Raw genomic sequence first — 14,293 nt, forward strand, 5'->3', positions numbered from 1 at the left:
ATGCTAATTCACCCTGATAAGGTTGACATCGAGATAATTCATAAAAAATTGTTGACGGTGATCGGTTCAGCCGAACGCCCATTTGGATATTGGACAGCCCTAGTTCACAAAAGGTTTCGATTTTAATTCGTTTGGAATAGGTTATACTAGACAAAAGATCAGCTCCTAAAAGATGGGTTTGTGGTAAACACCATTTTAAAGGAAGCTGATCCTTTTTGTCCGAACAGCGTTCGGATTAATTTTACAATCTACCGTTTACTAAAGTTTTTTTCTTGGAATCTGATTCCGTGTTTATTAAACCATCGACGAGATGTCATACAAGAATGACACCCTGACTGTGTATACATCATGGTCATTTTTCATTTACCCACTTTTTTATTTTATTTAAGAAAAAAATGATTAATGCTAAGTTAACTGATCTATCCGAAATTACATATTGGTGTAGCTAATAATATAAGTTGACACCCAGTTAACCCAACACTAGCAATCTCAAAAATTGGTTAATGGACACTCCACTTGATCGGAGATATGAAACACAAATAATTGTTTTACATACCTATTTTATTGTTGAAACATTTATGAAATAAATAGCATGCACAGGAAATATTGTGAATTTGTTCAACAGCTTTGATCGTATGGTTTCCTTGCATCACACCCTTGATAAGGGTATAGTTATGCTTGTAATCATTATAGAACGTTTGTTCAAAAAAGGGGAAGTGAATTTTATGCATTGGTTATGGGTTTTAATTGTTGGTGCTGTTATTGGCGCAATTGCTGGTGCCATCACTAATCGAGGCGTAGCTATGGGCTGGATTAGCAATATTATCGCTGGCTTAGTTGGCTCATCCATTGGTGAAGCTATTTTAGGCAGTTGGGGGCCAAATATAGCTGGTATGGCCATTATTCCGTCAATTATAGGCACAATAGTTGTTGTAGCAGTAGTTTCTTTCTTTTTAAGTCGTAGCACAAGATAATTTTCCCCTATATGTTAAACTTTTTAACAATCTTTTAAATGAATCCATGGTTGTTATTAGCTGGTCAATTACTGTAGTAATTGGCTTTTTTATAAATGTTTTACTTTAATTTCATGTAAAGCCACTCTAATTATTAACAAGCTGAAAGAAGTGGACAAATTGGCCATGCAAAATAGAAGCGGCAGAAAATATGGATTATTAAACTACAGTGTTTACGTCATATCTTTGGGAGGATTCCTATTTGGGTACGATACTGGTGTTATCAATGGAGCTTTGGCTTTTATGAGCAAGACTAGCCAATTAAATCTAACTCCTTCCCGTCAGGGAATCGTGTCAAGCTCTTTAGTCTTAGGGGCTTGCCTTGGTGCATTCCTATGTGGAAAATGTGCTGATAAATATGGCAGAAAGGGTACACTTCGTTGGGGTGCAGTTATCTTTACACTGGCAACTGTATGTTGCGCATTATCACTCAATTATATCTTTATGACCACATTTAGGTTTATCCTGGGACTAGCTGTTGGTGCTGCCTCAAGTCTTTCTCCAATGTATCTTGCAGAAATATCCCCAAGGGAAGTTCGTGCTAGCAACGTCAATAAGAATGCAATTTTTATCGTTTTAGGACAACTAGTAGCGTTTATTATGAATGCCCTTTTAGGCAGTCTATGGGGTAACTGGAATCCAATTTGGCGCGTTATGATTTTAATGGCATGTGTCCCCTCTATTATCTTATGGATTAATTCATTCAATATTGCTGGGAGTCCTAACTGGTTAGTACAAAGAGGGCATTTAAAAAGAGCACGTAATTTAGCTCGTCGACTAGGATTCAAAAAACAAACTGCTAACAGGATCATTGATGGGCGTAAAAAGAATATCAAAACAGAGACAAAGCTCACTTGGAACCAAATCTTTTCGAATAAACGATTAGTCTACTTACTCTTGATTGGAATCGTTATTGCCTTGATTCAACAAGTATCGGGTATTAATACAGTTATGTATTATGGCACTATCTTGTTAGAAAAGGTTGGTATGGGAGAACGTGGTTCTTTGTATGCGAATATACTAATCGGCTTAGCATCTGTCATCGCTAGTATCTTTGGAACCAGAATAATTGCCAATCACAACCATCTGAAAATGTTAAAAATTGGGTTAATGGGTAATATTATCTTCTTAGCGTTGTTAGGGGCTATTATGCACGCAAACATGCTGCCACAGGTAGTTACAAATACTTTGGTTCTAGCAATGCTTGTTCTATTTCTAGCGAACCATCAAGGTATTGTTAGCCCTGTTACTTGGTTGATTATGGCAGAAATGTTCCCTAATAGTGTCAAAGCTAGATTTATGTCAATTGCTACAGCAACCACATGGATCACTAATTTTTCAATTAGCTTAGTTTACCCATTGCTAATTAATGCTTTAGGAACAGCCACTGTCTTTTTTGTATTTGCCATAACAAATGGGTGCAGTTTATTTCTTTCCTTGACTGTTATTAATCAAGAGAAAATGGAAAAATCCTATCAGGAAAGTTCCAGCAAATAAAATTAAAATGAGGAAAATAATATGGCCAACTTTTATATCAATCCTAATAACGTTGTACACGAATTGCCTAAAAACAATCAGCCCAAATTTTTTATGTTTGGTGTTCCTAGCTACACCAATCTTGGTGACCAGGCAATCTCATTAGCCGAACGAAAATATGTCGAAGCTGAATTTCCAGAATACCAATATATTGAAATAGTGGAGGAAGATGATGATGAGGCTATTCCTGTTGTAAAGAAAAATCTAAGTAGTGCAGATATTATTGCCTTTACGGGTGGTGGCAATATGGGAAATCTCTATTTAGACCATGAAAAAGCACGTAGAAAAGTATTTTCAACTTTTACTGATAACCTAACTATCTCATTCCCACAGTCTATTCATTTTGAGGACAATGAAGCTGGGCTTTATGAACGAAAGTTAAGTCAAGAGGCTTACCAAAAAAACCCCAATTTAGTTTTAGTAGCCCGAGATGCACAGAGCTACCATAGAATGCAGACTACCTTCAATAATAAAGTCATTTTTACACCTGATATGGTTTTATATATGCAATCTAAGAAAGCCCCAAAATCGAAGCGTCAAGGGTCATTATTTGTTCTCAGACGGGACAGTGAAAAAGTTGTCAAAGATAAGGTTATCCAAAATATGAAGGCTTTGCTTAGAGCCTACCAACCTATTGAATTTACGGATACTGTTTTAGATACGGTTAAAACTATTACACCTGATACCCGTGAAAAATTATTCAGAAATGAATTAAGCCTATTTTCAGGTCAAAAATTAATTATTACTGATCGATGGCATGCAATGGTATTCTCAGTTTTAACTGGAACACCTTGTTTACTAATGGGAAACAGTTATGGGAAAGGTAAACACGCTTACTTTGATTGGCTAGAGCATATCAACTGGGTTAGTTATACCGATGAGGAAGATACCGAAAGGATTAAACAACAAATAAACGCGCTCATGGAAGCCAAAACTCACGCTTATGATCTTATTCCTGATTTTAAACAGTTACATGATTTAATTGCACATAATCGGTAGGGAAAAGCCAACTTTTTGATAACATTTTTCATTTGATGTTAATCAAAAAATTGGCTTTTTATATAACTTTTTTAGTGTATCTCTTAATAAGGTGGTCATATGAAAAAGAAAATCAACCTTCAATGCATATTATTAACATTTCTAACGTTCACAATGGGTTTGAGTCAATTTATTATAATAGGAATTATAAATAATTTATCGACAGATTTTAGAGTTTCTATCGCAGACATTGGGGCACTCGTAACCATATTTGCAATCGTTTATGCAGTTGCAACACCAATAATTAACTTATCTATTGGTAGTATCGCTTTGCATAAAGTTATGCTCTTTTTTATGCTGATTTTTTCATTTGGAAACTTATTGACAGCTATAGCTAGTAATTTTAATGTACTACTTATGAGTAGAATTATAACAGCCCTATCGTCTGGGCCTCTGATGTCGACTGCTGTTACCTTTGCAGCTGCAATTGCTCCTCAGAGAAAAAGAGCTTGGCTAATATCTTGGGTGTTCTCAGGCTTCAGTATTGCTTCAGTTTTTGGCGTACCTTTAGGTACTTGGATAAGTGATAACCTTAACTGGCGATTAACTTTTTGGACAATTTTTTTGCCTCAGTCTTTATTACTATCGTAGTTTTCTATTTGCTACCCCATAATTTAACACAAAATGGAACACATAACATATTCAAACAGTTAGCTATCTTAAAAGACAAAAAAATCATCTGGGGTATTCTGGTCCCGGTCTTTAATTTTAGTGCCATTTATATCATTTATACCTATTTGAAGCCAATATTAATTAAAGAGTTAAGTTTCTCCCACAATAATGTCATAATTGTTCTATTTTTGTACGGACTATGTGGATTGGTAAGCAACCAAGTGAGTGGGCGTATAGCAAACATGAAATGGAAACGCAATTTAAAAAAATTTTTTATTCTTCAAGCTATTAGTATCTTTCTTATATTCGTAAGTGGAAATTTAACATGGCTAAAAATCAGTGCCATTCTCATAATGGCTTTAACAATGTCTATTTCTAACTCACCCATGCAATTGTATTACATGGATATTGCCAAACAAAATTATCCCCAATCATTGGTTTTAGCTTCTTCTTTTAATTCAATTTTTTCAAATGTTGGAGTTGCTACCGGATCTGCAATTGGAGGATATGTCGTGGCCACTGTAGGCTTAAGCGGTTTGGGCATTGCAGGTAGTGTCTTTAGTGTTTTCACAATAGGTGTTCTAACAATATTAATTAAGTATAACTATAATTAATAAGATCTTTTAATGCCTGTACTGATTTTGGCAATTATTATTCAGGTTCAGCATACCAGAGAATAAGTCTTAATATTTATGTTAGCTTCTTCATGTGAGGATAGATAGAATTTTAATAAACCATCAGCCCAAATTTTTATGCTTGTAAAATAGCAAGCTACAAGATAGTATGGTGGTTTTAAAATTGACTCGATAGGAAAACAATTTATTATCATAAAACACCACTTAACAAAAAGATTAAGTGGTATATAGGAACAATTAAATGAGAGCGTAAAATATCTTATGTAAATGCATAAAAGATTTCTGAATTGTATAGAAATAGGGAATGCCTTCCCTTATGATATTTAGTAACCACAGAAAACATCACAGGAGGCATTCCCCATGAATGAACTTACCACAGAAATTATCGCTGCACTAGCCCAAAAGCAAGATTTGGACGAAGTTTTTCGTCACCACCTCTAAATTGCGATTAACCAGCTGCTTCAAACCGAATTGGCAGAGTTTTTGGGTTACGAACGCTACTCATACGCTGGGATTAACACTGGTAATAACCGCAACGGCAGTTATGAGCGCTCGGTAAGCAGACCATGCCAGCGTATGACGGTCTTCCAAAAACCTTATGCATTGATGAATTTCGTTCAACTTCTAACCAAATGAGCTTCATTACAATTGATGGACAAAAGCATGATATTATCACCATTTTACCTGGTCGACAGACTAATGAAATTAAACAATTTTTTCTAAACCATTATTCGCTAAAAAATCGTGAACAGGTTACTCAAGTTGTAATGGATCTCAACGCACAATACCAAACTGTTATTCGTTATCTGTTTCCTAACGCCAAATTAATCGTCGACAACTTTCACTTGGTTCAAATGACCTTACGAGCCTTGAACCAAACTCGTGCCCAGTTAATGAAAAAGTATCACCCAGATACCCCCGAATACCGAGTGTTAAAACCGTATTGGTGCCTGTATCTTATGAACTATGAAGCTCTTGAGAAAAGTCAACCACAATGGTTTTCACATTTACGAAACAGACTGACTTAAGAACAACTTATCTGGTCTGGTTTAAATCTCAGTCATGAGTTTGAAAATACTTACTTCACCACTCATAAACTCGTCGAAGCTTTTCGTAACCGAGACTATGCAGCTTTTACTGCGACGCTTGATGAGGTTGAGAACGTTAGTCCTCAACTCTTTACGACCATCAAAACGTTTATTAAAAATAAAAAGCTCATCCAAAATATGACCAGTAGTACACTTCCCAACGGTCCATTGAAGGCGTCAATCGAAAGATTAAACAGATTAAGCGGACAGCATACGGATACCGGAACTGGAAAAACTTTGTTTTTCGTATTCAAATTGAATTTAAAATCAGAGTAAAGAAAAGGAGCCCCGTTCGCAAGTGAACGAAGTTCCACATAAATCCTCCATCAACACCCGTTGACAAAGAGCCCTTTTATGATGGTTTTTTTGTTTGTCGGAGTCTAAAACATGATAAGATTTAGTCAATTAGGAGAATAAAAATCGTGAAAATCAAATTTCTTACTAAAAAATTTTTTAGAGCGAGACTATCTGAATTTATCTCTGTTCAAACTGATAACTTTTTGAGGAAATTAAAGCCGAGACCGTCTTTTACAGAATATATCGAGCAAGTTTTCAGAAAGAACGTTGAACCTAACGTTAGCCAAAATTGCTTGACTTTATCGGTTTTAACGGACACTCATGAAAAAGCTGTTGCCAGTTCATCGTACTATGGTCTCAACGGTGTAAGGCATATTATTGAAGCCAATAAGGCTTGCGATTCATTGCCAGTGGATTACAATATTCATTTAGGCGATTTGATCGACGGTAGTGATAAGCCAGAGATCAGTCGAGGATTGTTACAATTCACGATGGAAAATTACCAAAATAGCCAGCGTCCTTTTTATGTGCTGGAAGGTAATCACGATGAAAATGATAAGTATGATGAACACAAATTTATTACTTCAGCCTCATTTAGACGTGACGACTACTATAATTTGGTAACGAAACATGATTTCGAACAACCTGAGATCAAACGCTTGAGTCTTGGTTCCAAAGTTGCTTGGATCGATAAAGGGGATATTCGAGTAATTTTCTTGAATACGAGCGATATTCCCTATATCCTAAATGGCGGGACCAAGAAGTACAACTTCAAAAAAGTCCGTGGTATCCGCGAGCAACAGATCGAAGATTTAATATCTATTTTAGAAAAGACAATTGATAAGCATGTCGTAGTTTTTGGTCATGCTAATTTGATCAGTCAAAGTGGTCGTTCAGCTTTGAACTTCAACGGTGACTTAGTTCAGAAGATTTTTACTAGCTTTAATAATAAGGATTCTGGACAACTTAAAAATGAATTATCCGGTGATTTTGGAGTTAATGTTCGCTATAACTTTACTGATACCGGTATTTCGACCATATCGAATTATATTTGTGGACACATGCATTATGAAAAGCGCTACAAAGTTAATGGGGTTAATCATATAATATTAAATTGTTCGGCTTTAATGGGTAAAAAACACGGCCTAACGACTGATTATAATAAAAAATGGGATCGCCGATATAATGAGATTTCCGAATTAGCTGGATATTTCATTAATATCAATCCCGACAAAATGTTGCTCCAAATATTTGGATATGGTGCAGCAGCCAGATTCGTAAGTTTTGAAATTTAAGCCTCGCAAGCATATTTTTTTATAAAACATAGCCAAAAGCTTAGCCAATTTTTGAATTAGCTATGTAAAACATTGGTATATCAACGTTTGTGAGCAGTCGGGTACAAAACCCGCCGACTCCATAGTTAAAACTTAATCCCGTTATATACAGCGTCAAAACGTTGATATGACGGGATTTTTTAATATTCTTAGATATGGTTCTCCAATAAACAAGTGTACATAGCAGCCTGAAAAAATCCCAAATCAACTCAATAGTTATCTCAATTATTTTTCCATTTTTAAATAAATATTTAATCAATCCTTATATCCGATTAAGGGATTCCAATAATATTTTTCCATAATAATGCCGGAATTTTCATATGCGCTTTATACTTTTTTGAGAGAGATTTCCTCTTAAGTTCTTTCATAAAATAATTTTATTAATGTGTTTGCGCTTCTTTAATCCTTAATACGTAAGTCAATAACCTTTTTCTCGCACATCTATTAAGGTTTGGTCCCCCAAAAGTCAGCTTCATTTTGCGCGTTTTTAATCTCACAGTCTTTAAAAAAATGTTTTTACATTGTAATATGGACAAAAGAATTACGTGTTTATCTAATTTAAACTAAATCCAGATTTTATAATTTAGCTTCTGGGGTTATTCTGTTCACAAATACCCGTCCTTTTGATGTTCTATATTATTAAATTTAATTAATTGCGAGGTCCTCAATAATGAAATACAAATGTCTGATTTTAGATCATGACGATACCGCGGTGGATAGTACCAGATACATCCACTACCCATCGTTTGTCGCTGCGCTTAAAGAACTGCGTCCAGAAGCTCCGGTTCTTACCCTTAATGAATTTGTCAATTACTGTTTTAACCCTGGCTTTAATAAATTATGTACTGATATTATTAAATTCACACCTGAAGAACAATCGCGTCAACAAGAAATTTGGCGACAGTACAATAGGGAAAGGATTGCAAAATTTTTCCCTGGTTTTCCTGAACTAATTAAACAATTTAAAGAACAGGGCGGGATAATAACCGTAGTATCGCATTCTGAGTCTGCAATGGTAAAAAGTGATTATATGAGAGCATGCGGTTTTGAACCAGATGCTGTTTATGGCTGGGAATTAGGAAAAGACAAAATTAAGCCTAATCCTTATCCAGTTTTACAAATCCTAAACCATTTTAGCTTACAACCTAAAGAGGCTCTAATCTTGAATGATTCTCGTTTAGGATTAGAAATGGCTAACAAGTGCAATGTTCCATTTGCAGCAGCAGGATGGTCTCCAAAAAATCTTACCATCCAAAAATGGATGCGGGAAAATTCGCCACTCTACTTTGATCATCTCAATAAATTAGTTAGATATATCGAATAATTTATCTTGAACAGCCGGAGAAACACCTCCTAGAAATAATATGCTTAGTTAAAGCTGCACCGTAACCCACAAAATCGGCGCCAACAAGAACTCAGTGATTTGATACAGTTTTTTTAAGAGAAAGACGATAATTTTATGGTTACGTTTGAATTACTAAACACATTTGCAATTAATTTGCTGCCGGCTAAGCAATCGTACTATTTAGTGAATAAATACATGAATCCCGAATCTGTCCAATCATGTTTTGCAAGCACCACAAGTACCCCTACAAAAATTGCTGATACGCCACAAAGGCAGTTAATCGCTCCCAATCAAATAAATCGGCAGCTATCCCTGTTCAGGAAATAACTGCCGATTTCTAGTTAATACTCATATTAACGCGTTCGGTTGCGCTTTATTCACTTACAATCAACAATGATTTAATCGCTTTGCGTTGGTCCATAGCTTCATAGGCAGCTTGGACGTCGTCTAGCTTGAAGCGTTGGGTAAATACCTTGCCAGGATTGATTTTACCGTCCAAAACCGCTTGTAGTAGTCCGTTACGATCGTGCGTAGTAACTGCCGCAATTCCGCCTCGCAAGCCAATATTACGTCTAAACAAAGCGTTGGTATCCATTTCAGGATTTTGCGGAATCCCAACTCGTCCCACAATTGCGCCAGGACGGCCAACTTTAGTGGCGGTATCTACCGACTGTTCAGTACCCACACATTCTAAAACGGCATCCGCTCCGTGGTTGTCAGTGATTTCCATTACTTTAGCTACAGCTTCGTCGCCCCGTTCTTCAACAATATCAGTCGCGCCAAATTCAAGAGCTAACCTTTGCCGATCGGCATGCCGGCTCATTGCGATGATGCGTTTTGCTCCGCGCAACTTTGCCGAAATCACCCCGCACAATCCAACGGCACCGTCACCCATGACCACCACCGTATCTCCAGGTTTCACTTCGGCGGTGAAGGCCGCATGGTAGCCCGTGGCCATAACATCAGATAGGGTTAAGAAATTATTCAGCATTTCGTCAGAATAATCGGCTGGTTGCCCCGGAATCTTCACCAGACCCCAGTTAGCGTTGGCATAACGAACGTATTCAGACTGGTAGGCATTATTACCTGGTTCGCGATTATAACAATCACCATCAAAACCAGCTAAACATGCGGGACAGTGCCCACATCCGTGCGTAAACGGAACGATAACAAAGTCCCCCACCGAAACGTTATGTACGTCGCTACCCACTTCTTCCACAATTCCAATTGCTTCATGGCCCACTGCTGAACCATGGTCGTGTTCCGAAATCCCTCTAAAAAACCATAGATCCGAGCCACACACACATGCTCTAAGCACTTTGATTACGGCGTCAGTTGGTTTCTTCAAAGTTGGCTTTTCAATTTCTTGGACTTCCACTTTGCCTGGTTCCATAAATACGGTTGCTTTCATGACGGTTCTCCTTTGTTGTTAACTATTTTCCTGTATTATAACGCAAATGAGCGTAAAAAAGAGAGTGGACAAAAGTCGGGTAGTTTGCGAGCATTATCTGAAAATTGCCCATCATGCCTGAATTGGGCATGATGGGCAATTTTTGGTTACGCGGAACTCATGAACTTTCCACTTATTATCCCACGTTAATAACAATCTTCCCCCGCGCATGGTTCGTTTGGCTACGTTCGTGTGCGGCTCGAAGACCATCTTCCGTAAGCGGGAACGTGCTATCAATGATCACCTTAACTTCACCCTTTGCCACTAAATCACCTAATTCAGCTAACTGTTTGCCATTAGGTTGGAGCCACCAGGCCGTTGCTGAAGGTTGCGCTTCTTGTTGCTGTTGGGTTGGATGTCCCGCAATCGTCACTAACTTACCAGTTGGTTTCAAGATTGCTAAGCCCTCATCCAAAGCATCGATTGTGTCAAAAACGGCATCGTAATCTTGAAGGACGTCTTCGATCTTGTGCTCATGGTAGTCGATCACTTCATCAGCCCCTAAGCCCTTCAAAAATTTCGCGTTTTTAGCACTGGCAGTAGTGGCCACGTAAGCACCTAAATGTTTGGCAATTTGGATCGCAAAAATACCCACTCCGCCGGCTCCGGCTTGAACCAAAACTTTGTCACCCTTTTGCACCTTTAAACGGTCTACGATTACCTGCCATGCGGTTAGCCCCGCCAACGGAATTGCCGCTGCTTCTTCAAACGAAACGTTGGCTGGTTTCAACGCTAGTTTATCTTCCTTAACCGCCGCGTATTCGGCGTAGGTTCCCTTCGTCCCGTCTTCATAGATGTCAGGACGGGCAAATACTTCGTCGCCGACTTTAAAATCCTTAACGTCCTTACCAACTTTGGTAATCACGCCCGAAAGATCCCATCCCAAAACCACTGGAAATTGCCAATCGTACATTTGCTTCAAAAGCCCCATACGCGCTTTCCAGTCAATTGGGTTAATGCTAGTATTCTTGATCTTAACTAAAACTTCGTCGTCCGCAATTTGCGGAATCGCTAATTCCTCTTCGTGAAGTTGGTTAACGTCCCCATATTCTCTAATCGTGATTGCTTTCATCGTCATTCCTCCTCAGCGAGTGTAACTTATTTTTTTAGGTATGTTTTACATTGTACCTCTTGTAAAAAGTAAGTTGTATAGAAAATGCTCATTTTCCTCATTCCTAATTCATAAAGTCCTCGTTGTTCTGCCTTCAGAAGCGTTAAATATTTTAAAGAGCTAGTTTTGCCTTCTGTAAATTCTTCAAGTTTAGCCTACGAATACGTTATATTTTCCGTTAAACAATCTTCCAAAAAATGCAATCGACATCCCATGGCGGTTAGGCCTTCTATTTTAGAAAAAATCATTTAGCGCTGGTCCTCCAGCCCGCACCAATGATTTTTGGACATATTTGTCGTATTTTTAAAAGTAGATTTTTCCATTAGAAAGTAGTAATCTTTTCCAATAATAAAGGGAAAGGTGTGATTAATAATATGCTTTCAGAAAATCAAGAATATTTAAAAATTTTAGCTGATTTAATTAAAATCAAGTCCGTTAATGACCACGAATTAGAGGTCGCAGAATATCTAAAAGATTTATTCCAAAAAAATGATATTCATTCAGAAATTCTCCCGATTAAAGGTCAACGTGCTAATTTAGTTGCTGAAATCGGTAGTGGTGCTCCCGTCCTCGCCGTTTCGGGGCACATGGACGTTGTCGATCCCGGAAATTTAGCAGCGTGGGATAGCGATCCATTTACCATGACTGAAAAAGATGGCAAGCTTTTTGGTAGAGGAATTACGGATATGAAGGCTGGTTTAGCAGCTTTAGTAATTGCCATGATTGAATTGAAAAAGCAAGGCCTACCTAAAAAAGGTACCATCCGCTTGCTTGCAACTGCCGGAGAAGAAGTTGGTGAAGAAGGTTCCGCAGCCTTTTACCGTGACCACTATATGGAAGACGCGGACGGTTTGCTGATCGCCGAACCTTCCTCAACTTACGGCACTACTTCTGAACAAAAGGGTTCTTTTGATATTAAATTTACTTCTAAGGGTACTTCTGTGCATAGTTCGACACCCGAAAAGGGCTATAACGCCCTAGTTCCTTTGATGCAACTACTAAATGAAGCTAACGAATACTTTGAAACAATCCCTGCTGGGGAAATGGGTCCGGTAAGATTCAACATTGATGTTTTAAATGGTGGAAATCAGATTAATTCCATCCCTGATTCAGCTACGGCCTTAATCAATGTTCGGACCATTCCAGAATATGATAATGACCAAGTAGCTAAGAAGATTGAAACATTGGTTAGAACTTATAATGACGCCGGCGCACAAATTAGTACGGAAATAATTATGAATGAGTTCCCGATTGCAACAAGTCCTTCAAACCAATTAGTTAAAACTATTCAATCAATCGGTAAGGAATACGCTGGACGTGAGATTGTCGTAGCTGCTAGCCCGGGGATTACCGATGCTTCTAACTTAGCAAAGGATAAACCAAACGATTTTCCTTTTGCGGTATATGGCCCAGGTGACGGCTCACAACATCAAGTAAATGAAAGTTTACCTAAAAAGATGTATCTTGACTTCATTGAAATCTATCAAAAATTGTTTATGGAATTCCTTGAAAAATAATATTATTTGAAGTTGGAGCTCCGTTTAGTTTCCAAATAAAAAAGTTCTAATCATCAAGCGGTTAGAACTTTTTTATTATCATCCTATTCTTCATCCAGCGCATCCTTAAACCGAGCCTTCAATTTATCCTCACTATATTTAAGCAACGTTTCTGGGGCGATATCAAATTTACTACTAATAATTAATAGTTGGTCCAAAACGTCGGCAAGTTCTTCCGTAAGGTTGTCGCGCAGCTGCTCCGCGTTGGGCTGCGGTTCTCCAGGATGGTCTCGACCAATTTTGATGGCCCGAATTGCTCGTGACAACTCCCCCACTTCTTCAGTTAAAAAATTAAGGCGCACAAACGGGGAAAGCTGATACCAATTCCGTTTTTGATAAAAATTAACTAGCCATTCTTGATGTTGATTAACTCGCAAAATCCTGCCTCCCTAAAAAATATTGCATCTAGCATAGCATAACTTTGATTGGGGTGGTGGATTAGGGAATGGGTTTCATATTAAAAATCTAATTCCATAATTAGATTCCCAGTTCCCTTTTCAACGCTTCGCTAGCAACCCGCGACACGTTAATATTCTGTTCTTTAGCCATTTCGTTCAAGTATTCTGGAACGGTAATCGTCTTTTTAACGGTTTTAGAATTCTTTTTTAGCCATTTGCTCATATCAACGGTAATGTAAACTAATTGATCATTTTTATTTAACTTCCAATTACTTGGATCTTGGACCTTAGGATAGGATTTCTCGCCATCTAACATGGTTCCAATGGCATCTTCCGCCCAGTAAACCGCGTCTTCGAACGTATCTCCCTGAGTAACCATCCCCTTTATATTAGGAGAAGTGACTACATAATAATGACCATCATCGTTATATTCGCTTATAATTACTGGATACATTAACTTCTTCCTCATAGTTACGTATTGAATGTGCCGCTAAACTAATTAAGTCCCGCTTGTTTTTTATAGCTTGTTCAGTTCCCTTTTTTATTTCCTTAGAATGAAAAGGTATTTCTGTTGTTCTACCATCGGGATGCCTATAACGTCGGTGACCTCCCTTACCTTTCCCCTTCTGAAGAATAAAACCAGCCTTTAAAATTTCACTTTCCAGCTGTTGTGGCTTTTTTGGCACGTCCTGCTCCTTTCTCTCCTTAATTATACTTATTTTATACGTATAAGCAAATCCAAGTGGCGTTTTTTTGAAGTTATGATGGTGCATTGTCTAGTCAGCCTTTCTATTTCCATAAGTACCAATTTGGGTTACAGGAAATAATAATATCCCCTATAAAAGCTAAACACGTTTATTATTTCATTAATTGATTACTA

Annotated in this window: 14 protein-coding genes and 2 pseudogenes; 10 read left to right on the top strand and 6 right to left on the bottom strand. The window is 37.7% G+C overall.

The features are described from left to right. Positions 1-154, bottom strand: a 154-nt coding sequence (locus tag HMPREF0623_RS09570; RefSeq protein WP_143121393.1) for a helix-turn-helix domain-containing protein, incomplete at its 3' end; no start/stop codon positions are given. Positions 155-725: 571 nt separating this feature from the next. Here HMPREF0623_RS09570 and HMPREF0623_RS07820 point away from each other — a divergent pair. From HMPREF0623_RS07820 to HMPREF0623_RS07855, 9 genes and pseudogenes are all read left to right on the top strand, one after another. Then, positions 726-974 carry a GlsB/YeaQ/YmgE family stress response membrane protein gene (locus HMPREF0623_RS07820; RefSeq protein WP_036671510.1) on the top strand — a complete coding sequence of 83 codons (249 nt, stop codon included), beginning with the start codon at positions 726-728 and terminating at the stop codon, positions 972-974. 165 nt (positions 975-1,139) lie between these two features. Beyond that, complete coding sequence (locus HMPREF0623_RS07825; protein ID WP_004166633.1) at positions 1,140-2,510, top strand: sugar porter family MFS transporter; 1,371 nt, start codon at positions 1,140-1,142, stop codon at positions 2,508-2,510. 21 nt (positions 2,511-2,531) lie between these two features. Next, on the top strand, positions 2,532-3,548 hold the full coding sequence (locus HMPREF0623_RS07830; protein ID WP_004166634.1) for a polysaccharide pyruvyl transferase family protein: 1,017 nt from the start codon (positions 2,532-2,534) through the stop codon (positions 3,546-3,548). A 99-nt stretch (positions 3,549-3,647) separates the two neighbouring features. After that, positions 3,648-4,178 (top strand): MFS transporter, encoded by a 531-nt coding sequence (locus HMPREF0623_RS09805; RefSeq protein ID WP_004166635.1) that lies wholly within the window; start codon positions 3,648-3,650, stop codon positions 4,176-4,178. 8 nt (positions 4,179-4,186) lie between these two features. Then, positions 4,187-4,813 carry an MFS transporter gene (locus HMPREF0623_RS09810; protein WP_251951390.1) on the top strand — a complete coding sequence of 209 codons (627 nt, stop codon included), beginning with the start codon at positions 4,187-4,189 and terminating at the stop codon, positions 4,811-4,813. A 381-nt stretch (positions 4,814-5,194) separates the two neighbouring features. Continuing rightward, positions 5,195-5,389, top strand: a pseudogene (locus HMPREF0623_RS09580) (transposase); the annotation flags it as partial. Next, positions 5,386-6,224: pseudogene (locus HMPREF0623_RS09835) on the top strand (ISL3 family transposase); the annotation flags it as partial. The pseudogenes HMPREF0623_RS09580 and HMPREF0623_RS09835, both read left to right, overlap by 4 nt. Positions 6,225-6,344: 120 nt before the next feature. Continuing rightward, positions 6,345-7,514 (top strand): metallophosphoesterase family protein, encoded by a 1,170-nt coding sequence (locus HMPREF0623_RS07850; RefSeq protein ID WP_004166638.1) that lies wholly within the window; start codon positions 6,345-6,347, stop codon positions 7,512-7,514. 709 nt (positions 7,515-8,223) lie between these two features. Further along, a complete protein-coding gene (locus tag HMPREF0623_RS07855; RefSeq protein WP_004166639.1) occupies positions 8,224-8,877 on the top strand; it encodes an HAD family hydrolase in 654 nt (217 codons plus the stop codon). A 394-nt stretch (positions 8,878-9,271) separates the two neighbouring features. On the opposite strand, the gene HMPREF0623_RS07860 is transcribed toward HMPREF0623_RS07855, so the two are convergent. Together HMPREF0623_RS07860 and HMPREF0623_RS07865 are read right to left on the bottom strand one after the other, a co-directional pair. Further along, the gene (locus HMPREF0623_RS07860) at positions 9,272-10,309 is read right to left on the bottom strand and encodes a zinc-dependent alcohol dehydrogenase family protein (protein WP_004166640.1); all 1,038 of its coding nucleotides are present in this window, start codon (positions 10,307-10,309) and stop codon (positions 9,272-9,274) included. A 175-nt stretch (positions 10,310-10,484) separates the two neighbouring features. Then, positions 10,485-11,420 (bottom strand): NADP-dependent oxidoreductase, encoded by a 936-nt coding sequence (locus HMPREF0623_RS07865; protein ID WP_036671419.1) that lies wholly within the window; start codon positions 11,418-11,420, stop codon positions 10,485-10,487. A gap of 413 nt (positions 11,421-11,833) precedes the next feature. On the opposite strand from HMPREF0623_RS07865, the gene HMPREF0623_RS07870 reads away from it, so the two are divergent. Continuing rightward, entirely contained in the window at positions 11,834-12,976 is a 1,143-nt protein-coding gene (locus HMPREF0623_RS07870) for an ArgE/DapE family deacylase (RefSeq protein ID WP_004166642.1), read from the top strand. Between the two features lie 83 nt (positions 12,977-13,059). Here HMPREF0623_RS07870 and HMPREF0623_RS07875 read toward each other — a convergent pair whose 3' ends face one another. The 3 genes from HMPREF0623_RS07875 to HMPREF0623_RS09280 all read right to left on the bottom strand — a co-directional run bounded on the left by HMPREF0623_RS07875 (position 13,060) and on the right by HMPREF0623_RS09280 (position 14,099). Further along, positions 13,060-13,392, bottom strand: a complete 333-nt coding sequence (locus HMPREF0623_RS07875; protein WP_002831181.1) for a MazG nucleotide pyrophosphohydrolase domain-containing protein — start codon at positions 13,390-13,392, stop codon at positions 13,060-13,062. Positions 13,393-13,492: 100 nt separating this feature from the next. Then, positions 13,493-13,867 carry a type II toxin-antitoxin system HicB family antitoxin gene (locus HMPREF0623_RS07880; protein ID WP_004166643.1) on the bottom strand — a complete coding sequence of 125 codons (375 nt, stop codon included), beginning with the start codon at positions 13,865-13,867 and terminating at the stop codon, positions 13,493-13,495. Next, positions 13,839-14,099 (bottom strand): type II toxin-antitoxin system HicA family toxin, encoded by a 261-nt coding sequence (locus HMPREF0623_RS09280; RefSeq protein ID WP_080542514.1) that lies wholly within the window; start codon positions 14,097-14,099, stop codon positions 13,839-13,841. The genes HMPREF0623_RS07880 and HMPREF0623_RS09280 overlap by 29 nt, the downstream gene beginning before the upstream one ends. Between the last annotated feature and the right edge of the window lie 194 nt (positions 14,100-14,293).

It is taken from the genome of Pediococcus acidilactici DSM 20284 (genome assembly GCF_000146325.1).
Taxonomy (GTDB): Bacteria; Bacillota; Bacilli; order Lactobacillales; family Lactobacillaceae; genus Pediococcus; species Pediococcus acidilactici.